Genomic DNA, 20,949 nt, shown 5'->3' with positions numbered 1-20,949 from the left:
ATGAGCACGGCAGTGGAGACACCGAAGCGCAAGGCGATCTGGTGGGGCGTCAACGCGATCGTCCTCATCTACGCGTTCATCCCGGTCCTGTGGATCATCTCGCTGTCGGTCAAGCCCGACGCGATCCTCAACGACGGCAGCTTCTTCCCGAGCCAGTACACCGGGGAGCACTACGAGGCGATCTTCCAGAACGACAGCTTCACCCGAGCCCTGATCAACTCGATCGGCATCTGCCTCATCTCGACGTTCATCGCGATCGTCGTCGGAACGATGGCGGCCTACGCCGTGGCGCGCCTGGACTTCCCGGGCAAGAAGTTCGTCGTGGGCGCCTCGCTGATGATCGCGATGTTCCCGCAGATCGCGCTGGTCACGCCGCTGTTCAAGATCCTGACCGGCATCGGGCTGTTCGACACCTGGCTCGGCCTGATCATCCCCTACATCACGTTCGCCCTGCCGCTGGCGATCTACACCCTGAGCGCCTTCTTCCGCGAGATCCCCTGGGAGCTGGAGAAGGCGGCCAAGATGGACGGCGCCACGCCCTACCAGGCGTTCCGCAAGGTGATCGCTCCGCTGGCGATGCCCGGCGTCTTCACCACGGCCATCCTGGTCTTCATCTCCTGCTGGAACGACTTCCTGTTCGCCATCTCGCTGACCTCCAGTGAGCGCTCGCGCACCGTGCCGGCGGCCCTGAGCTACTTCACCGGCGCCACGACGTTCGAGAAGCCCACCCAGGCGATCGCCGCAGCCGCGGTGGTCATCACCATCCCGATCGTCATCTTCGTCCTCTTCTTCCAGCGCCGGATCGTTGCCGGCCTCACCAGCGGCGCCGTCAAGGGCTGAAAGGAATCATCATGGCTGAAATCGTCCTGGACCACGTGGTCAAGCGGTACCCCGACGGAGCCCTCGCGGTGGAGGACTTCAACCTCGAGATCGCCGACGGCGAGTTCATCATCCTGGTGGGCCCGTCCGGCTGTGGTAAGTCCACCACCCTGAACATGATCGCGGGGCTGGAGGACATCACCACCGGTGACCTCAAGATCGACGGCACGGTCGTCAACGACAAGGCGCCGAAGGACCGCGACATCGCCATGGTGTTCCAGTCCTACGCGCTGTACCCGCACATGACCGTCTACGAGAACATGGCGTTCCCGCTGACCTTGGCCGGTGTGGACAAGTCCACCATCAAGGAGAAGGTCGCCGAGGCCGCGAAGATGCTCGAGCTGGAGCAGCACCTGGACCGCAAGCCGTCCAACCTGTCGGGCGGCCAGCGCCAGCGCGTCGCCATGGGCCGCGCCATCGTGCGGAGCCCGAAGGCGTTCCTCATGGACGAGCCGCTGTCGAACCTCGACGCCAAGCTGCGCGTGCAGATGCGCACGCAGGTCGCGCGGATCCAGAAGACGCTGGGCACCACCACGGTCTACGTCACGCACGACCAGACCGAGGCCATGACGCTGGGCGACCGGGTCGTGGTCATGCGCGCCGGCAAGATCCAGCAGGTGGGCTCGCCGACCGACCTCTACGACAACCCCAACAACCTGTTCGTCGCGGGCTTCATCGGCAGCCCGTCGATGAACTTCCTGCCCGCCACGATCGAGGGCGAGTCGCTGTCGACCTCCATCGGCGACCTGCCGGTCCCCGACGCGTATCGCGAGGCGCTGCGGTCGGGCAGCGCGAGCCGCGACGTCATCGTGGGCATCCGGCCCGAGCACTTCGAGGACGCCTCGCTGGTGTCCTCCGACGTGCCCGGCGCGCGGGTGGAGGTGAACGTCGACCTCGTGGAGCAGATGGGCTCCGACGTCTACGCCTACTTCACGGTGCAGGGCGGGGCGGCGAACGCCGATCTCGACGACCTGGCCAAGGACACCGGGCAGGACATGGCCGGCGACGGCACGCAGGTCAACGCCCGGCTCAGCGCCGAGTCGAAGGTCGCCGGCGGCCAGAGCGCCGAGCTGTACGTCGACTCCAGCAAGATCCAGGTGTTCGACGCGCAGTCCGGCGAGAACATCGCCCACTGAGACCCGGGGCGGGCGCGGCGCAGGTCAACGAGACTTGCGCCGCCGCCGCTTGCCCGCGGCCACCTGCTTCATGATCTCGCGGTCCCACGCGTGCTCGCGGATCAGCCGGTACCGCTCCCCCGACACGCGCATGTAGGCGTCGCCCTCGGTCTCGTCCTCGCCCTTGAGGCCGGCCTCGTCGACCAGCTCGAGCACCGGCAGGAACTCCTCGTCCATCCAGCGCTGCGCCATGGTCTTCTTGTCCATCAGCTGGGCCTCAGCCTGCATCGTGCGGGCGGCCCACGCCTCGACCATCTCGGCCAGCACGCCGTAGCCGTGCGGCTTGGTCACGCGGACCTTGTCGCGCACTCCCGGGGGCAGCGGGACGCGCTGCAGGAACACCTTGCGCCAGTGCTTCAGCTCGAGGTCCTCACGACGGCCGATGTCGCGCGGCTCCAGCAGGGTCTGCACCTCGGTGACCTCGGCCTCGATGAGGCGCAGCCGCAGGGCGCGAGCCACCGACACGCGGTGGTGGCCGTCGCGCACGAAGTAGTAGTCGCCCAGCTTGTAGACGTCGATCGGCGGGATCTCCTCGCCGATCCGGCTGGCACGCGCGATCCGCTCCCAGCGCGCCCGGCTCTTGTCCGAGGTGGGCCGGAACCGCCGGTCGAAGTCGCGCACCTTGTCGACCGAGCCGATGATCGCGTCGAGCGGGATCAGGTGCAGCCCGATCCTGCGCTCGCCGCGCCGGCCGAGCGCGTCCACCACCTCGTCGAAGGAGAGCGCACGGGTGCCCTCGCCACCCTCGCCGCGCAGGCGAGCGGCCAGGGCGGAGAGCGTCTGCAGGCGCCGAGCCCGCATGAAGTCGCTCTCGGCGTCGATCCGGGGAGAGCCGGACTCAGCCATGACCGCCCACCGGGTCGAGCACCGACTCGATCTCGAGGAGCTTGTAGGGCACGACGTTGCGGATCGTGGTGTCGCCGACGACCCGGTCGGGCTGGGGCTGGCCGAACGGGTGGATGTGACCGTGCAGGTGCCACGTGGGCCGCAGGGTCTCGATCACCTCGTGGAGCGCCTCGAAGCCGTGGTGCGGCGGGTCTTCGCCGTCACCGAGCCCGCGCGGCGGCGAGTGCGTGAGCAGCACGTCGACCCCTCCCCCACGTTTGGCGGCGACCTTCATGAGGCGTTTGGCACGCTTGGCGAACTCGTCCTGGGTGTACTGGTTCGGGCCGTCGTTGTACCGGATGCTGCCGCCGAGGCCCGCGACTCGGAGTCCGGCCACGTCGACCACCGACTCGTCGGCGTTCACGCCGCCGAGGGGGCGCGGATCCTCCTGGGGCAGACCGTTGCTGGTCAGCCAGCCGCGGAAGCCCGAGAGCGGCGCCTCCACCGCGGGGTCGTGGTTGCCCGGGACGAAGACCACCGGCACGTCGAGCATCGAGGACAGGAACTCCAGGTAGTCCCACGGCAGGTCGCCCGCGCCGAGCACGACGTCCGGGCGCAGCCGACGGACGCCGGCGTCGTGGATCACCGGCGAGATCTCGTCAGCGACCACGAGCACGCGCACCATGTCTCAACCGTACCGGGGAACATGGTGAGCCATGTCACATCGCGCGACTCTTCCTACTCCTCCGCGGCGGCCCAGCGGGCCTTGTCGGCCGCGATCTTGCGTCCGAGGAAGAACGCACCCAGCCACAGGGCGGCGAACATCAGCCCGATGAAGAACATGATCGGCACGAGGAACCCCGTGAGGATCGTGGCCACCTGGATCCCGTGCCCGACCCAGTAGGCCCACGGGTGCCGCAGCAGACCCGCCACGACGACGCACAGCACGGCCAGCCCACCGCCGATCAGCGATGCCAGCGGCGCCGAGACGTCCTCGACCGCGATCATCACCGGGATGGACAGGCCCAGGATGATCGCCTGGAGCGACAGCATCGCCGCGCACATGTGCCTCACTGCGACTCACCGCCGCGCAGCAGCGTGCGGGCCTCGCCCACGGTGACGACCGAGCCCGTGACGATCACGCCGCCAGAGCCGATCGAGTCGCCGAAGTCCTCGCCGGACGCGTCGGCGAGCCCGATGGCCCGCTCGAGCGCGTCGTCGAGCCGGGGCACGACGGTGATCCGCTCGGGGCCGAAGACCCCGCTCGCGACCTCGGCGAGGTCGGCGGCGTCGAGCGACCGCTCGGTGCTGTTCTGCGTGCAGACGAGGTGGGCCACGACGGGCTCGAGCTCGCGCAGGATCTCCTCGGCGTCCTTGTCGGCCATGATGCCGACGACACCGATGAGCGGGCTGAACGCGAACTCCTCGCTGATCGACTCGACCATCGCCCGCACCCCGTGCGGGTTGTGGGCGGCGTCCAGCACGACGGTGGGACTGCGGCGCACGACCTCGAGCCGTCCGGGAGAGGTGACGGCACCGAAGCCCGCGCGGATCAGGTCGGGATCGAGCTCGGCGTCACCGGTGAAGACCTCGACGGCGGCCACCGCCAGAGCGGCGTTGCGGGCCTGGAATGCACCGTGCAGCGGCAGCAGGATGTCCTCGTACCGGCCCTTGACCCCCTGGATCGTGAGCACCTGGCCACCGACCGCGGCCGTGCGGGACTCGACGCCGAAGTCGGCACCCTCGAGCACGAGCATCGAGCCGACCTCGTTCGCGCGGCCCATGATGACCTCGAGGACCTCCTCGGGCTGCGAGGCGAGCACGGTGCGCGAGCCGGGCTTGATGATCCCGGCCTTCTCCACCGCGATGTCGGCGGGCGTGTCGCCCAGGAAGGACGCGTGGTCGACGTCGATCGGGGTGATCACGGCGACCGAGGCGTCGGCGACGTTGGTGGCGTCCCACGCGCCGCCCATGCCGACCTCCACGACGGCGACGTCGACGGGGGCGTCGGCGAACGCCGCGTAGCCCATCGCCACGAGCATCTCGAAGAAGCTCAAGGGGTGCGGCTGGCCCTGGTCTACGAGGTCGGCGTAGATCGCGACGTCGGCGTAGGCGTCGACGAAGAGCTCGTCCGAGAGCGGCTCGCCGTCGACGCAGATCCGCTCGTTCATGCGCTGCAGGTGCGGGCTCGTGAAGCGACCCGTGCGCAGGTCGAGCGCGCGCAGCAGGGCGTCGATCATGCGGCTCGTCGAGGTCTTGCCGTTGGTCCCGGTCAACTGGATCACCGGCTGGGCGCGCTGCGGGTCACCCATCAGCTCGCAGATGGCGCGGATCCGGTCGAGCGACGGCTCGAGCCGCGTCTCGGGCCAGCGGGACAGCAGAGCGAGCTCGACATCGGGGTAGGTGGGCCTCATCGTCCCCAGTATCCCAGCCCGGGCATCGCGTGGCGTCACAGGCGTTTGTCGCGTCACCCATGGGGCTGAGGCGCCTGCTGTGGCGGGTGGCCGGAACCGGTCCGAGAATCGGGGTCTTCACCCATGGTCAGGGGCCACAGCGCGGTCACAGACTGAACGCATGAACCGTCAGATCGCGGGCTGGATCACTCATCGCTGGGTCAAGTGGGTCGTGCTGGTCGTCATGCTCGTCATCCTCGGCGGCCTCGGCTCGTTCGGCGCCAAGCTCACGAGCGTGCAGGACAACGACATCGCCTCGTGGCTTCCCGACGAGGCCGAGTCGACACAGGTGATCCAGCAGGCGGGCTCGTTCTACGACGAGAACATGGCCCCCGCGATCGTGCTGCTGACGTCGGAGGAGCCGCTGACGCCGGCCGACCTGGCCGCCGCCCAGGAGGCCGCCACCGCGATCGGCGCCCTCGAGGACGTGCCGGTCGGCGAGGTCGCGGGGCCGATCCCCAGCGAGGACGGCGTGGCCGCGCAGCTCATCGTGCCCATCACCCTCGACGAGGAGGGCTGGGAGGAGCTGCCCGACTGGATCGACGACGTGACCGAGGCGGCGGAGGACGCGGTCGAGGGCACCGACCTGCGCGTCGACGTGGGCGGTCCGGCCGCGCTCGGCGCCGACCAGGCCGAGGCGTTCGCCGGGATCGACGGCATCCTGCTCGCGGCCGCCGTGGGCGTCGTCGTGGTGATGCTGCTGCTGACGTACCGCAGCCCGATCCTGTGGCTGATCCCGCTGTTCTGCGGCCTGATGAGCGTCTTCGCCTCGCAGGGCCTGGTCTACCTGCTGGCCAAGTACGGCGGGCTGACGGTGAACGGTCAGAGCGCCGGCATCCTCAGCGTCCTCGTGCTCGGCGCGGGCATCGACTACGCGCTGCTGATCGTGGCGCGGTACCGCGAGGAGCTGCGTCGCTACGAGGACCGGCACGAGGCGATGGCGCACGCGCTGCACCGGGCGGCGCCCGCCGTGTTCGCCAGTGGCAGCACCGTGATCATCGGTCTGCTGTGCCTGCTCTTCGCGCAGATGAACTCCACCGCCGGCCTCGGCCCGGTGGGCGCCGCCGGCATCGCGGTGGCCCTGCTCGCGATGCTGGTCCTGCTGCCCGCGCTGCTCGTGATCTTCGGACGCTGGGTGTTCTGGCCCTTCATCCCCCACTTCGGCGACCCCGAGCGCACCGACACCGGGTTCTGGGCCAAGGTCGGCACGCGGATCGCCCGAGCGCCCCGCGCGGTCTGGGTCGTCACCAGCCTGATCCTCGTGGCGCTGTCGTTCGGCATCGTGAAGCTCGACGCCACGGGCCTGAGCAACGCCGAGGCGTTCACCACCACCCAGCCCTCGGTGGTCGCCGAGGAGCGCATCGCCGAGCACTTCCCGGCAGGTGCAGGCGACCCGCTCCAGATCATCACGAACGCCGACCAGGCCGCTGAGGTCCGCGAGGTCGTGGCCGGGGTCGAGAACGTCGATCCCGCCACGGTCACCGAGCCGCAGGTCCAGGACGACCTCGCGTACTTCGAGGCGACGCTGAGCGTCCCGAGCGACTCCGAGGAGGCCAAGACCGCCGTGGAGGACACCCGCACGGCGCTCGACGACGTGGAGGGTGCTGACGCCCTCGTCGGCGGCAACACCGCCCTCAACCTCGACGTCCAGGAGGCGTCGTCGGCCGACAACCGGCTGATCATCCCGATCATCCTGCTCGTCGTGCTGCTGGTCCTGATGATCCTGCTGAGGTCCATCGCCGCGCCGTTGATCCTGCTGCTGACCGTCGTGCTGTCGTTCGCGGCCGCCATGGGCATCAGCGCGCTGGTGTTCCACTACGTGTTCGACTTCGAGGGCGCCGACTCCTCGTTCCCGCTCTTCGCGTTCGTGTTCCTCGTGGCACTGGGCATCGACTACAACATCTTCCTGATGACCCGCGTCCGCGAGGAGGCGCTGCTGCACGGCACGCGCCGAGGCGCGCTGATCGGGCTGGCGGCCACCGGTGGCGTGATCACCTCGGCCGGCCTCGTGCTCGCCGGCACGTTCGCCGCCCTGGCGACGCTGCCGATCGTGTTCCTGGCCGAGCTCGGCTTCGCGGTCGCGATCGGCGTGCTGCTCGACACGATCATCGTCCGGTCGGTGCTGGTCACGGCGCTGAACCTCGACATCGGCAAGTCGATCTGGTGGCCCAGCCGGCTCGGCCGCACCGACGGCTCCGCACCGCCGGAGCCTCAGGTCGAGGAGAAGTCGCCCGCGAGCATCGCGTAGACGCCGGTGTCGGCCCAGGCGCCCTTGAACCACATGTCCTGACGGAAGAACGCCTCCTCGCGCATGCCGAGGCGGCGGCACAGGGCCACGGAGGCGTCGTTGCGCGGGTCGAGCTCGGCGACGACCCGGTGCAGGCGCATGTCCTCGAACGCGAGCCGGAGCAGCGCTCGGGCGCCCTCCTCGGCGAAGCCCTGCCCCTGGAAGTCAGGGTGGAGGCCCCAGCCGATCTCGGCGGTGAGGTGGTCGACGCTGCGCAGGCTCAGGTAGAGGTGCCCGATCATGCGCCCGTCGGTGCGGCGCTCGACCGGGATCTCCAGGAAGTCGCCCTCGCGCTCCAGCGCGGTGTGCGACGACCACTCCGCCACCTTGGCCGCCATCTCCTCGCGGGTGCGCGGCTCGAACAGCATGAAGCGGGCGACGTCCTCGCGGCCCTGGTACGCGTGGAAGGCGTCGACGTCGTCCAGGGTGATCGGCCGCAGCCGCAGTCGCTCGGTCTCGATCGGCTCGGTGAAGCGGAAGGGCCGGAGGTGCGAGCGGACCTCGGGCACCTCGAGCATGCGCCGGGCCAGCGGGGCCAGGCGCTCGCCGAGGGCCCGGGCCTCCTCCCGCGTGAACCAGCGGGCCTCCGCGATCTCGGCCGCCGCCGTGACCTCGCCGTCGAGGCGCAGCGCGAACACGTCGGCCACGAGGTGGTGCCCGGGCTCGTTGGCGGCGTCGGCCTCGAACCGGCCCCACGCCGTGAGGTCGTCCGGGGCGACCTCGACGAGCAGCTCCTCGGCCAGCTCGCGCACGAGCGCCGGCACCGCATCCTCGCCCGGCTCGGGCTTGCCGCCGGGCTGCATGAACATCTCCGAGCCACGCTTGCGGACCATGAGGATCCGGTCCTGCGCGTCGGTGGTGAACGCCGCGACCACGTGGATCGTCGGCCTCTCGTCCTCGCTCATCTGATCGCCTCCGGTCCCCATCCTGCTCGACCGCCGGCCGGAGCCGACCACCCGACCGGCCCGGGAGGCGCCTGCTCCACGTTGGCTAGGTTGACACTCGGGCGGCGGCAGCGCTGCCCGCGACCCGGACCGAGGGAAGGATCGACCGATGGACGACGCGAACCTCTCCGGGTGGGGACCCGCGCTGCTGTCGACGGATCCCGAGGTCATGGCGAGCTACTCGCGGGACCAGTCGCGGTTCACCGAGCACGCGATGCCGGTGGCCGTCCTCGCGCCCAGGAGCACCGAGGAGGTCGCCGAGGTCCTGCGCGAGGCGGCTCGGCGCGGGCTGGCGGTGGTGACTCGCGGCGCCGGCACGGGCCTCAGTGGCGGGGCCAACGCCCAGCGCGGTTCCATCCTGCTCTCGACCCACCGGCTCGACTCCATCGTCTCCATCGACCCCGACGAGCAGGTCGCGGTGGTCCAGCCGGGCGTCGTCACCGGCCACCTGCGTGCGGCGGTGCTGGAGCACGGCCTCTTCTACCCGCCGGATCCCGGCAGCGTCGACAGCTGCACCATCGGCGGGAACGTCGCCACGAACGCCGGCGGCATGTGCTGCGTCAAGTACGGCGTCACCCGCGACTTCGTCCGTGGGCTGGAGGTGGTGCTGGCCGACGGCTCGGTGATGCGGACCGGGCGGCGGACCGCGAAGGGCGTCGCCGGCTACGACCTCACCTCGCTGCTGGTGGGCTCCGAGGGCACGCTCGGCGTCATCACCGAGATCACGGTGCGGCTCGTCCCGCGGCCCGCGCCGCCCACGACCATGCTGGCCACCTTCGGCACGCTCGCCGCGGCCGGCACCGCGGTCCAGCAGCTGACGCGGGCGGGCACGCGGCTGTCGCTGCTGGAGATCATGGACCGGACCACGCTGAGCGCCATCGAGTCGATGAGCCCACTCGGCTTCGACACCGGCACCGCCGCCGTCCTGCTCGCCCAGAGCGACGAGCCCGACAGTGCCGCGCAGGTGGCCCTCGCGGCCGACCTCTGCAGGGCCTCAGGGGCCGAGGACGTGGCCGTCAGCGACGACCTCCGCGAGGGCGACCTGCTCCTGCAGGCACGACGGCTCGCGCTGCCGGCCCTGGAGCGACTCGGCGACTGGCTGCTGGACGACGTCTGCGTGCCCCGGTCCCGCATCGTCGACCTCATCACCTCCGTCGAGGACATCGCCGCGCGTGAGGGCCTGGTGATCGGCGTCTTCGGCCATGCCGGGGACGGGAACATGCATCCCACGATCATCTACGACGAGGGCCGGCCCGACAGTCGCGTCGCCGCGCTGCGTGCCTTCGACCAGATCACCGCTCGCGCGCTCGAGCTGGGCGGGACGATCACCGGCGAGCACGGGGTCGGAGCCCTCAAGCGGGGGTGGCTCGGCACCGAGCTCGACGCCTCCGCGGTACGCGCCCACCGCCTCGTCAAGCAGGCGTTCGACCCCGGCGACATCCTCAACCCCGGAATCGCGATCCCCGGTCCGTAGAGCCCGAGCGACGGGCCGTGCTCCCGCGGCGGATGTCACCGGCGAAGCCACGTAGAATCGACGCTCGTGACCACTGCACAGAACCGCGTTCCGGAGAAGCCCGTCCTCGAAGGCCTCGAGGAGAAGTGGGTGGACGTATGGGCCGAGCAGGGCACGTACGCGTTCGACCGCACCAAGACGCGCGACGAGGTGTACTCGATCGACACCCCGCCGCCCACCGTCTCGGGCTCGCTGCACGTGGGTCACGTCTTCAGCTACACCCACACCGACCTGATGGCGCGCTACAAGCGCATGCGCGGTCTCGAGGTGTTCTACCCGATGGGCTGGGACGACAACGGCCTGCCCACCGAGCGCCGCGTGCAGAACTACTACGGCGTGCGCTGCGACCCCTCGCTGCCGTACGACCCCGGCTTCACTCCCCCGGCCAAACCCGACCCGAAGAAGCAGATCCCGATCAGCCGGCGCAACTTCATCGAGCTGTGCAACGAGCTCGTCGTGCGCGACGAGCAGGTCTTCGAGAAGCTGTGGCGCACGCTCGGCCTCTCGGTGGACTGGTCGCAGACGTACACGACGATCGGCCACGACGCGCAGGTCACCAGCCAGCGCGCGTTCCTGCGCAACCTGTCGCGCGGCGAGGCCTACAGCCAGGACGCGCCGACGATGTGGGACGTCACCTACCAGACCGCCGTCGCCCAGGCCGAGCTCGAGGCACGTGACTACCCCGGCCACTACTACCGCGTCGCCTACCACCTCGCGGACGGCCAGAAGGTGTTCATCGAGACCACCCGTCCCGAGCTGACCCCGGCCGCCGTGGCGCTCATCGCGCACCCCGACGACGAGCGCTACCAGCACCTGTTCGGCACCACCGCCCACTCGCCGATCTTCGGCGTGGAGGTGCCCGTCCTGGCCCACACGCTGGCCGACCCGGAGAAGGGCTCGGGCATCGTCCACTGCTGCACCTTCGGCGATCTCACCGACGTCCAGTGGTGGCGCGAGTTCGACCTGCCCAACCGCACCGTGATCGGGCGCGACGGTCGCATCCTGCGCGAGGTTCCCGAGTGGGTCGCCGGCGGTCCGGGCGAGAGCGTCTACGCCGAGCTCGCGGGGAAGACCACCTTCAGCGCCCGTGAGGCCATCACGGCCGCCCTCGCGGAGTCGGGCGATCTCGACGGCGAGCCCACGCCCACGCAGCGCATGGCGAACTTCTACGAGCGCGGCGACAAGCCGCTCGAGATCGTCTCGACCCGCCAGTGGTACATCAAGAACGGCGGCCGCGACGCCGAGCTGCGCCAGCACCTGGTCGCCCTCGGCTACGACATCGACTGGCACCCCGGCTACATGCAGTCGCGCTACACGAACTGGATCGAGGGCCTCAACGGCGACTGGCTGGTCAGCCGCCAGCGGTTCTTCGGCATCCCGTTCCCCGTCTGGTACCTGCTCGACGAGGACGGCGAGCCCGACCACGACAACCCGATCCTCGCGCCGGAGTACGACCTGCCGGTCGACCCCGCCTCGCAGGCGCCGGCGGGCTTCGACGAGTCCCAGCGCGGCAAGCCGGGCGGCTTCATCGCCGACCCCGACGTGCTCGACACGTGGGCCACGTCGTCGCTCAGCCCCCAGCTGGTGTGCGGCTGGGAGCGGGACCTCGACCTGTTCGAGCGCACGTTCCCGATGGACCTGCGCCCGCAGGGCCACGACATCATCCGCACGTGGCTCTTCTCCACCGTGGTGCGCTCCAACCAGGAGTTCGGCACCGTTCCGTGGAAGCACGCCGCCCTCTCGGGCTTCGTGGTCGACCCCGACCGCAAGAAGATGAGCAAGTCCAAGGGGAACGTCGTCGTCCCGGACGAGATCCTCGAGAAGTTCGGCGCCGACGCCGTGCGCTGGCGTGCCGCGGGCGCTCGCCCGGGCGCGGACTCGCCGTTCGACGAGACCCAGATGAAGGTCGGGCGTCGCCTCGCGATGAAGGTGCTGAACGCCAGCAAGTTCGTCGTCGCCCCGGTCGAGCAGTACGGCCTCGGCGCCGACGCCTCCCTGCTCGACCCGACGCTGGTCACCGAGCCGCTCGACCGGGCGCTGCTCACCGGCCTGCGCGACGTCGTGGAGACGGCCACCGCGCACTTCGAGGCCTACGACTACGCCTCGGCGCTCGAGGTCACCGAGAAGTTCTTCTGGGACTTCTGCGACGACTACCTCGAGCTCGTGAAGGAGCGCGCCCGCGCCGAGGACGCCTCGGGCACCTCGGCGAAGGCCACCTTCGTGCTGGCGCTCTCGGTGCAGCTGCGCCTGCTCGCGCCGTTCCTGCCCTACGTCACCGAAGAGGTCTGGTCGTGGTGGCAGGAGGGGTCGATCCACCGCTCCGCGTGGCCCACCGCCGACGACCTCGCGATCGAGGCGTTCGACGCTCGTCTGCTCGCGATCGCGGGCGAGGCACTGGCCGGTATCCGTGGTGCGAAGTCCACGGCGAAGGTCAGCCAGCGCACCGAGGTCACGCAGGTGGAGATCTCGGGCGACGCCGCCACGCTCGACCTCCTCGCGTCGGCGCTGCCCGACGTGCGGGCGGCCGGGCGGGTCGTCGGCGAGGTCGTCACCACCGCCGGCGAGGGCGCGCTGAAGGTCGACGCCACGCTCGCGGAGTCCTGACCGCGTAAACTCCCAGCGAAAGCCACAGAGTTCCACAGCTCGGGAGGTCACGTGTACGCCGCTGAACGTCAGGTGCTGCTGGCCGAGCGCCTCACCCGCGACGGGCGGCTCTCGGTCAACGAGGTGGCGGCGGAGCTGTCGGTGTCCACCGAGACGATCCGCCGCGACCTCGACGTGCTCGAGCGCGCCGGCACCGCCACGCGGGTGCACGGCGGTGCGGTGCTGTCCACGGCGTACGCGCGCATCGAGGCCAGCCTCGCCCAGCGCACGGGCGAGCGGCCCGAGCTGAAGTCGCGCATCGCGGCGGCCGCCCTGAAGTTCCTGCCCGGCACCGGCGGCAGCATCCTGCTGGACGGCGGCAGCACGGTGGCGCACCTGGCCGACGTCCTGCCGGCCGACCGCCACCTGACGGTGCTGACCCACAGCGTCGCCATCGCCCACCTGCTGCTCGGCCACGACGGCATCGCCCTCCACACGCTCGGGGGCCGCGTCCGCGAGGTCACCGGCGTGGCCGTGGGCCAGACCACGGTGGAGGCCCTGCGCGGGACGCGCGCCGACGTGGCGTTCATCGGCACGAACGGGATCGCCGCCGACCACGGCTTCAGCACCCCCGACTCGGAGGAGGCCGCCGTCAAGCGCGCGCTCTTCGGATCTGCGCGCACCCGGGTGGTGCTCGCCGACTCCACGAAGTTCGGCCCGCACCGGGTGTTCTCGTTCGCCGACCTCGGCGATGCGTCCGCCGTGGTCACCGACGACGGCATCACCGGACGTGACCGCGCGATGCTCGAGGACGTCGGCGTCGAGGTCGTCGTCGCCTGACCGCTACTCGACGGGCTGGGTGGCGAAGTCGATGCCGGAGTTCTGCAGCCGGTTGACCAAGGCGGCGCCCATCGCGACGGCGGTGGTGGTCTGTCCCGAGACCTCGGGCAGGTCGTCGTAGGCCAGCGACATGGCCGACTCCGCGAGCATCTTCGCGGTCTCGGTGTAGCCCGGGTCGCCGCCGCGCACCGTGGTGACGAGCTTGGTGTCGCCGCTCATTCCGACGAGCGTGAGCGTGAACCACGACTTCGCCCGCTGCTCCTCGGTGGGGCCGTCGCCGGCCGCCTTGAGCTTGACCAGCATGGTGCGCACCGGTGGGATCAGGGCGCCCACCGCCACCGCACCGAGCACGGGGGCGGCCAACGCCATCATCCGGCGGGTCCTGAAGTGGGCGTGGTGCTCGTACGTGAACTCCGGGCCGTAGCGCTCGAGCGCCCGGGCCGACCTCAGCACGATCTGCGGGTCGATCGTCGGCAACGGCACCCCGAACCCCTTGACGGGCGGCTCGGCGCGACCGACGCGCCCGCCGCCACGCACCCGGCGGCCCGTGGGCCGGCCCTCGTGGGCACGACGCTGCTTGGCGGCGGCCTTCGAGCCGCGGAACTGGCCGATCTGGCCCAGCGCCGAGTGGTACGTGCCGGCCGAGAACGAGGCCTTCGCGCGGATGTAGCCCTTGATCGTGATGGGGGCGTCGGCGGGGAGCTGCTGCACGGTGTGGAAGACGCCCAGGTCGTACGGGATCGAGTCGAAGCCGCAGGAGTGCACCAGCCGGGCCCCGGCGGCCACCGCGGTCTCGTGGTACTTGAGGTACATCTCGTCGACGAACTGCGGCTCGCCCGTCAGGTCGACGTAGTCGATACCGGCCTCCGCGGCGGCCTTGACCGCCGGCTCGCCGTGCTCGAGGTAGGGCCCGACCGTGCTGATGAGGACCCGCGTGCCGGAGGCCATCGTCGCCATCGAGGCGTCGTCGGCCAGGTCGGCGACGACGATCGCGGGCGCCTCACGACCCGTGGCCGCGATGCGCGCCGCCACCTGCTCGAGCTTCGCGCGCGAGCGGCCCGCGATCGCCCACGTGGCGTCGGCGGGCAGGTGGACGGCGAGGTAGTCGGCGGTGAGACCGCCGGTGAACCCGGTGGCTCCGAAGAGCGTGAGATCGACCATGGGTCGACGCTATACCGGGGTCAGCTCGCCTTCTTGTCGGCCTCGTCGTGGGTGAGCACCCGCGGCGGCGTGTGGTGGCGCACGGTGTCGGCCGTGACGATCACCTTCGCGACGTCCTCGCGGCTGGGGATCTCGTACATGACGTCCTGCAGGGCGTCCTCGACGATGGAGCGCAGGCCTCGCGCGCCGGTGTCGCGCTCGAGGGCCAGGTCGGCCATCGCCTCGCACGCGTCCTCGGTGAACTCCAGCTCGACGTCGTCGATCGCGAACAGCCGGATGTACTGCTTCGTGAGCGCGTTGCGCGGCTCGGTGAGGATCGAGATGAGGGCGGGCTTGTCGAGCTTGTTGACCGCGGCGATGACCGGCAGGCGGCCGATGAACTCGGGGATCAGGCCGAACTTCAGCAGGTCGGTGGGCACGACCTTCGACAGCTTCTGCAGGTCGTTCTCCTCGACCACCGGCGCGATGTCGGAGTTGAAGCCGAGGGTCTTCTTGCCGCTGCGCTGCTCGATGATCTGGTCGAGTCCGGCGAAGGCGCCACCGACGATGAACAGCACGTTGGTGGTGTCGATCTGGATGAACTCCTGGTGCGGGTGCTTGCGACCACCCTGCGGCGGCACCGAGGCGGTGGTGCCCTCGAGGATCTTCAGCAGCGCCTGCTGCACGCCCTCGCCCGACACGTCGCGGGTGATGGAGGGGTTCTCGCTCTTGCGGCTGATCTTGTCGATCTCGTCGATGTAGATGATGCCCGTCTCGGCCTTCTTGACGTCGTAGTCGGCGGCCTGGATGAGCTTGAGGAGGATGTTCTCGACGTCCTCGCCGACGTAGCCGGCCTCGGTGAGGGCCGTGGCGTCGGCGATGGCGAACGGAACGTTGAGCATGCGCGCCAGCGTCTGGGCGAGGTAGGTCTTGCCGCAGCCCGTGGGGCCGACCATCAGGATGTTCGACTTGGCCAGCTCGACCGTCTCGTCCTTGTTGATCCGGCCCGAGGCCTGTGCCTGCACGCGCTTGTAGTGGTTGTAGACCGCCACGGCGAGCGACTTCTTGGCGCCCTCCTGGCCCACGACGTAGGTGTTGAGGAACTCGTAGATCTCGGCCGGCTTCGGCAGCTCGCCGAGGCTGACCTCGGCGCCCTCGGCCAGCTCCTCCTCGATGATCTCGTTGCACAGGTCGATGCACTCGTCGCAGATGTAGACGCCGGGTCCGGCGATCAGCTTCTTGACCTGCTTCTGGCTCTTCCCACAGAAGGAGCACTTCAGCAGGTCGGCGGTCTCACCAATGCGTGCCATGCGAGTTGTTTCCTGTCGTTTCCTGGCGGTCCCCCCACGATGCCACACGGAGGCGTCGTGGGGGACCCGTCAACGGCGGTTCGGTCCGGTCGTGTCGCTCAGACCGGGACCTTGAGGGTGTCGAGCACCTGGTCGATGATTCCGTACTCCACAGCACCGGCGGCGGTGAGGATCTTGTCGCGCTCGACGTCGCGGCTGACCTCCTCGGCCGTCTTGTTGGAGGCCTCGGCGAGCATCTTCTCGAGCAGCTCGCGCATCCGGATGATCTCGTTGGCCTGGATCTCCAGGTCGGAGATCTGGCCGCCCGTGCCCTCGGTGTAGGGCTGGTGGATGAGGATCCGGCTGTTCGGCAGCGCGAAGCGCTTGCCGGGCGTACCCGCGGCCAGCAGCACCGCGGCGGCCGAGGCGGCCTGACCCAGGCAGAACGTCTGCACGTCGGGCTTGATGTAGCGCATCGTGTCGTAGATCGCCGTCAGCGCGGTGAACGAGCCACCGGGGCTGTTGATGTAGATGCTGATGTCGCGATCGGGGTCCATCGACTGCAGGCACAGCAGCTGGGCCGTGACCGCGTTGGCGACGTCGTCGCTGATCGGGGTGCCGAGGAAGATGATGCGGTCCTCGAACAGCTTCGTGTAGGGGTCGATCCGGCGGAATCCGTAGGACGTGCGCTCTTCCCACTGCGGCATGTAATAACTCATCGCACGTCTCCTGCCGTGTTGACGATCTCGTCGATCAATCCGTACTCCTTGGCCTGCGCGGGCGTGAACCAGCGGTCGCGGTCGGCGTCGGCCTCGATCTGCTCGACGCTCTGGCCGGTGTGCTGCGCCTGCAGCTGGTTGAGCTGCTTCTTCAGCAGGATGGACTGCTCGGCCTGGATCTTGACGTCGGACGCGGAGCCGCCGATGCCGCCCGAGGGCTGGTGCATCATGATCCGCGTGTGGGGCAGCGCGTAGCGCTTGCCCGCGGTGCCGGCGGCGAGCAGGAACTGGCCCATCGAGGCGGCCAGGCCCATGCCGACGGTGACGATGTCGTTGGAGATGAACTGCATCGTGTCGTACATCGCCATGCCCGCGTCGACGGAGCCGCCGGGGCTGTTGATGTAGAAGTAGATGTCGGCCTCGGGGTCCTCGGCGTTGAGCAGCAGCAGCTGCGCGCAGATCGCGTTCGCGTTCTGGTCGCGGACCTCCGAGCCGAGGAAGACGATGCGTTCCTTCAGCAGTCGGTTGTAGATGTGCCCGTCGAGATCGGAGGGACCCGCCTCGACGGCCATCTGGGGGCTCATGGGTGCGTTCACGTCATTGACCCTAGACCGCGGAACCGACGCAGACACGCGCCCGGCCCCCGTGTTCGCCATCGGCGTACAGGGTCACCGGGCCACGTGCGCGTCGACCTCGGCCGAGATGGCCGCGAGCGTGCGGTCCATGCCGACGAGGAGCTCGTCGTCGTGGCTCTGGATCCCGCCGAGCGCCAGCGTGGCCACGACCCGGCTCAGCAGGCTGCGCCGGCCCCCGGCCAGGTCGCGACGCAGGGTCAGGCGCGTGCCCCCGTCCTCGGGGTCGAGGCGGTAGCTCCACCGCGCGGCCGGGCCGTAGACCTGGAACGCCAGGCGCTGGGGGCGCACCACGTCGACGTAGCGGCTCACGGTGGGCCAGACGAACGCCTTGCGCCGGTTCAGGTTGAGCGAGACCTGGTTGTGGCTCAGCCGCCGGGGGTAGAAGAGCTGGAGCCACGTCTCGGGGCTCCAACGCCTCATCCTGCGCTGGTCCTTCAGCACGTCCCAGACCTTCTCCGGCGGTGCGGCGACGAGCAGGTACGTCTCGAGGGGCGGGACTCCCCCGCTCAGGCTTTTCCCACCAGGTCACTGCTCTCGGCCGCGGCCTTGATGCGCTCGAGCGTCTGACGGATGCCCGCCTCGAGCTCCTCCTCGAAGTTCTCGGTGCCGCCCAGCACGCGGCGCGTGAGGAAGTTCGACAGCGACGAGACACCGTGCGGCGCGTGACGGCTCTCGGTGAGGCGCGTGCCCGTGGCGGTGGCCTCGAGGTCGTACGACCAGATCGTGCCGTTCTCGGCGATCTTGAACGCGAACCGCTTCCCGGGGACGAACTCCTTGACCTTCGAGCGCGTCGGCCAGAAGAGCGGGCCGCGCCGGTTCACGTTGATCGTGGTGGTGCCCACGCCGACGGGTCCCTTGCCGCGCACGATCATCTTGCGGCACTGCGGGCTCCAGCGGGGCATGTGGGCCGGGTTGCTCACCAGCTCCCACACCCGCTCGGGGGGCGCCTCGATGTCGATGGTCGCCGAGATCTCGTCGCGGTTGGCCATGCTGCTCTCCTTCGTCGCGGTCACTGCTCGGCGAGCCTAGTGGACCGTGACACCAGAACTGTCACATGGGGGTGATCCGGCTCACAGTGTGAGCGGGCTCAGGACTCCAGCGCTCGCGTGCGCCGCGGGCGCGCGGTCACCCACGTGACCAGCCAGTCCGCGATCCGCGGATGGTTGAGCAACGCCTGGTGGTGGGTCGAGGGCAGGTACTCGAGCCGGGCGTGCTCCACGACCGGACCGCTCCGGCCGATGCCCGCCGAGGAGGAGAAGTGCACGATCAGGTCGCCCAGCACCGTGCTGAGGAGGTGACGCTGCGTGGCCCCGACCGTGGCGGCCACGAAGTGGTACTCCGCGTGCGCCAGCGGGGCGGCGGCGATCCGGTCGAGGCCCCAGCGAGCGGTGAGGTCCTGACCCTCCCACTCGTCGGCGGTGATGTAGCCGTGGCGCAGGTCGACGATGCCGGCCGAGCGGGAGTCCAGGATGGCGCCGAACGGCGTGGACTGCGGCCAGATCCGCAGGATGCGCGAGCCGAGGTGCGCGGCCTTCTCCAGGTTCGCGCCGGCGTGCGGCGTCCCGAGGCAGACCACGCCGCTCACGCGGTGGGCCCACTGGTGCCCGGCCACGGTGGCGCGGTTGGTGGCGGCGCGCACGACCAGGCCGCCCATCGAGTGGCCCACGAGGGTGATGCGGTGCACCGCCACCGGCCAGGCCTCGACCAGCTGCTCCAGCAGCTCGTCGAGGTGCTGGCCGTTCTCCGAGACGTGCAGGCCCGTGTTGTAGCGCAGGAGCACCGGGGTGGCGTCGGTGTCGGCGGCGACGCGGTCGGCGTACGTCGGGCGCTCGCGGCTGCTGCGCGACCACGACTCCTCGTTCTCGCACAGGCCGTGCACGAGGACGACGAGGTGACCCGTGGCGTCGGGGTAGGCCTGCCGCAGCTTCCACGGCGTGGCGGGGATGTCCGTGCCGTCGTGGCGCAGCGACATCGTGATGGCCTGCGGATCCCCCAGCAGCCGCAGCTCGTCGCCGACGAGCCCGTTGACGGCGGATCGCACCTGGCGCCCGAGCCGGGAGTCGTCGACCGGCGCGCCGACGCCGCGCGCGGCCAGCGCGCGGGCCGCCCCGCCGGAGAGGCGCAGGGCACCCGAGATGCCACCGTAGATCGAGCCCGCGACCGCGTCGTGCACGGACTCGGGCACCCGGCTCCCGACCAGTCGCGTCGCCCGGAAGGCCCGGCGGGCGATCGCGCCGTGGACCTCGCGCACCGTGCCGAGGACGAGCCGGTCGCCGTACTCGAGGGCCAGCGCGGCGACATCGGTGGTGCGCGCCGTGGTGGACATGGACCCCATGGTGCCGTACGCCCTCGCATGGCAGGCGCGCGATCTCGTCCCGTGAACGCAGCCGCCCCCGCGAGCCGGAGCTCGCGGGGGCGGTGTCGTGCCGTGGGAGGAGGACCTCAGAAGATCCAGCCGCAGTTCGAGGCGAAGGACTTGCCGGCGACGAGGTCGTTGAAGAACCCGACGGCCTGGCCGCTGCCCTCGTAGCCGGAGGCCACGTGAGTCGGGGCGAACAGGGTGCTGTACGAGATCTTCGAGCCCTTGGCGCACCAGTCCTTGGAGGCCTGCTTCACCGTGGCGTTCGGGATGACGTCATCGGCCCACGAGGACGTGACCTTGAACGGGACGCCGATCTTCTTCGAGCCGAGCTTCAGCTGGCCCAGGCGGCTCGCGATGTCGGCCCGCGACAGGTAGGACGTGATCGTCTTGCCCTCCTTGGTCAGCGTCTTGGTGTCCAGCCACCCGCTGGGCAGGCTCTCGGGCAGGCAGCCGTAGGCGGTGTCCGCGCCGTCGAGCAGCTTCTGCCCCGCCTCGTTGGTCAGAGCGCGGATGCCCAGCTCGGGGTAGGTGACGTCGAGCATCTTGACCGCGAACAGCATGAACGTCTGGTAGGCGCTGTGCTCGATGTTCCTCGCGACCGCACCGAGGTCGACCGTGGGCGCCGTGGCGTGGCCGCCCTTGATCCTCAGCTCGGGCGCGTAGGTCGGGGCCAGCTCGAGGGCGCCCGCCGTGGCGCCGCCGCCCTCGGAGAAGCCCTGGAGGAAGACCGGAGCGGTCTTGGAGAAGCCGAGGTTCTGCGCGGCCCGCACCACGTCGAGCGCGTTCTGGCCCAGCGCGATGTTGTTCGCGTACGGGTGCGTGCCCGGTGTCCCGAGGCCCTCGTAGTCGGTCATCGCGACGGCGTAGCCGGCGTCGTAGAACTGCTTGAGCCAGTTCCCGTCGTACAGCTGGGCCGTCTCGATCAGCTTGCTGGGGGCGCACTTGTCGTTGAGACCCTGGGTGCCGGGGCTCAGCGAGATGATCGGACGCTCACCGCCCTTGGTCCAGGCCGCCTTCGGGACGATGACCGTACCCGTGACGGCGGTCTTGGCTCCGCGGGCACCGGTCGAGACGTACTGGACCTTCGTGACCGTGGCATCGGCCCGGTTCAGACCCAGGTTGTCAAAGGCGTAGGTGCCGGGTGCCTGCTTGAGGACGGCGCCGGGGGCGCCGGCGATGCTGGCCGGCGGCGTGTAGACGTCCTCGGCGGCGTGCGCGGGCGAGGACATGGTCGAAACCGCGAACGCGACGACGGCGGTCGCCGCGAGACTCGCGGTACGGGGGCGTGGGAACTTCACATTGTCT

General features: G+C 70.1%; 19 protein-coding genes. 6 read left to right on the top strand and 13 right to left on the bottom strand.

Going from position 1 to position 20,949, the window contains the following annotated elements; all coding sequences use genetic code 11:
- Positions 1–840, top strand: a complete 840-nt coding sequence (locus B2363_RS07280) for a carbohydrate ABC transporter permease (RefSeq protein WP_078701265.1) — start codon at positions 1–3, stop codon at positions 838–840.
- A gap of 11 nt (positions 841–851) precedes the next feature.
- A complete protein-coding gene (locus B2363_RS07275) occupies positions 852–2,015 on the top strand; it encodes an ABC transporter ATP-binding protein (RefSeq protein ID WP_181754928.1) in 1,164 nt (387 codons plus the stop codon).
- 24 nt (positions 2,016–2,039) lie between these two features.
- On the opposite strand, the gene B2363_RS07270 is transcribed toward B2363_RS07275, so the two are convergent.
- From B2363_RS07270 to B2363_RS07255, 4 genes are read right to left on the bottom strand one after another with little or no spacing between them, the layout of a single operon-like run.
- Positions 2,040–2,900: a hypothetical protein gene (locus B2363_RS07270; RefSeq protein WP_286929432.1), complete on the bottom strand. Its 861-nt coding sequence runs from the start codon at positions 2,898–2,900 to the stop codon at positions 2,040–2,042.
- On the bottom strand, positions 2,893–3,564 hold the full coding sequence (locus tag B2363_RS07265; RefSeq protein WP_286929431.1) for a metallophosphoesterase family protein: 672 nt from the start codon (positions 3,562–3,564) through the stop codon (positions 2,893–2,895). The genes B2363_RS07270 and B2363_RS07265 overlap by 8 nt, the downstream gene beginning before the upstream one ends.
- Before the next feature lie 53 nt (positions 3,565–3,617).
- On the bottom strand, positions 3,618–3,944 hold the full coding sequence (locus B2363_RS07260) for a DUF4233 domain-containing protein (protein ID WP_181756198.1): 327 nt from the start codon (positions 3,942–3,944) through the stop codon (positions 3,618–3,620).
- A gap of 5 nt (positions 3,945–3,949) precedes the next feature.
- Positions 3,950–5,293: a bifunctional folylpolyglutamate synthase/dihydrofolate synthase gene (locus tag B2363_RS07255; RefSeq protein WP_286929430.1), complete on the bottom strand. Its 1,344-nt coding sequence runs from the start codon at positions 5,291–5,293 to the stop codon at positions 3,950–3,952.
- A gap of 160 nt (positions 5,294–5,453) precedes the next feature.
- Here B2363_RS07255 and B2363_RS07250 point away from each other — a divergent pair, with 160 nt between their 5' ends.
- Positions 5,454–7,580 (top strand): MMPL family transporter, encoded by a 2,127-nt coding sequence (locus B2363_RS07250; RefSeq protein WP_286929429.1) that lies wholly within the window; start codon positions 5,454–5,456, stop codon positions 7,578–7,580.
- Here the strand turns inward: B2363_RS07250 and B2363_RS07245 are convergent.
- Positions 7,544–8,524, bottom strand: coding sequence for a GNAT family N-acetyltransferase (locus B2363_RS07245; protein ID WP_286929428.1), 981 nt, complete (start codon positions 8,522–8,524; stop codon positions 7,544–7,546). The genes B2363_RS07250 and B2363_RS07245 overlap by 37 nt on opposite strands.
- Before the next feature lie 148 nt (positions 8,525–8,672).
- Here B2363_RS07245 and B2363_RS07240 point away from each other — a divergent pair, with 148 nt between their 5' ends.
- The 3 genes from B2363_RS07240 (at position 8,673) to B2363_RS07230 (ending at position 13,499) form a co-directional block, all read left to right on the top strand.
- Complete coding sequence (locus B2363_RS07240; RefSeq protein ID WP_286929427.1) at positions 8,673–10,037, top strand: FAD-binding oxidoreductase; 1,365 nt, start codon at positions 8,673–8,675, stop codon at positions 10,035–10,037.
- A gap of 66 nt (positions 10,038–10,103) precedes the next feature.
- Positions 10,104–12,680, top strand: a complete 2,577-nt coding sequence (valS, locus tag B2363_RS07235; RefSeq protein WP_286929426.1) for a valine--tRNA ligase — start codon at positions 10,104–10,106, stop codon at positions 12,678–12,680.
- Positions 12,681–12,731: 51 nt separating this feature from the next.
- On the top strand, positions 12,732–13,499 hold the full coding sequence (locus B2363_RS07230; protein WP_286929425.1) for a DeoR/GlpR family DNA-binding transcription regulator: 768 nt from the start codon (positions 12,732–12,734) through the stop codon (positions 13,497–13,499).
- A gap of 3 nt (positions 13,500–13,502) precedes the next feature.
- Here the strand turns inward: B2363_RS07230 and B2363_RS07225 are convergent, their stop codons facing one another.
- The 8 genes from B2363_RS07225 to B2363_RS07190 all read right to left on the bottom strand — a co-directional run bounded on the left by B2363_RS07225 (position 13,503) and on the right by B2363_RS07190 (position 20,873).
- A complete protein-coding gene (locus tag B2363_RS07225) occupies positions 13,503–14,660 on the bottom strand; it encodes a saccharopine dehydrogenase family protein (RefSeq protein WP_286929424.1) in 1,158 nt (385 codons plus the stop codon).
- 20 nt (positions 14,661–14,680) lie between these two features.
- A complete protein-coding gene (clpX, locus tag B2363_RS07220; protein ID WP_181754908.1) occupies positions 14,681–15,949 on the bottom strand; it encodes an ATP-dependent Clp protease ATP-binding subunit ClpX in 1,269 nt (422 codons plus the stop codon).
- A gap of 98 nt (positions 15,950–16,047) precedes the next feature.
- Complete coding sequence (locus B2363_RS07215; protein ID WP_181754906.1) at positions 16,048–16,647, bottom strand: ATP-dependent Clp protease proteolytic subunit; 600 nt, start codon at positions 16,645–16,647, stop codon at positions 16,048–16,050.
- Positions 16,644–17,219 (bottom strand): ATP-dependent Clp protease proteolytic subunit, encoded by a 576-nt coding sequence (locus B2363_RS07210; protein ID WP_078698878.1) that lies wholly within the window; start codon positions 17,217–17,219, stop codon positions 16,644–16,646. Before B2363_RS07210 ends, B2363_RS07215 begins: the two co-directional genes overlap by 4 nt.
- 96 nt (positions 17,220–17,315) lie before the next feature.
- Positions 17,316–17,759 (bottom strand): SRPBCC family protein, encoded by a 444-nt coding sequence (locus B2363_RS07205; protein ID WP_286929767.1) that lies wholly within the window; start codon positions 17,757–17,759, stop codon positions 17,316–17,318.
- 29 nt (positions 17,760–17,788) lie between these two features.
- Complete coding sequence (locus B2363_RS07200) at positions 17,789–18,271, bottom strand: SRPBCC family protein (RefSeq protein ID WP_181754902.1); 483 nt, start codon at positions 18,269–18,271, stop codon at positions 17,789–17,791.
- Between the two features lie 98 nt (positions 18,272–18,369).
- Positions 18,370–19,608 (bottom strand): lipase family alpha/beta hydrolase, encoded by a 1,239-nt coding sequence (locus B2363_RS07195; protein ID WP_286929423.1) that lies wholly within the window; start codon positions 19,606–19,608, stop codon positions 18,370–18,372.
- A gap of 116 nt (positions 19,609–19,724) precedes the next feature.
- Positions 19,725–20,873 (bottom strand): lipase family protein, encoded by a 1,149-nt coding sequence (locus B2363_RS07190; protein WP_286929421.1) that lies wholly within the window; start codon positions 20,871–20,873, stop codon positions 19,725–19,727.
- Positions 20,874–20,949: the final 76 nt, after the last annotated feature.

The sequence above is a fragment of the Aeromicrobium sp. UBA7512 genome (assembly GCF_002476985.1).
Lineage (GTDB): Bacteria > Actinomycetota > Actinomycetes > Propionibacteriales > Nocardioidaceae > Aeromicrobium > Aeromicrobium phoceense.
The sequence above is the reverse complement of the archived record's forward strand: the minus strand, read 5'-3'. Positions and strand labels throughout refer to the sequence as shown.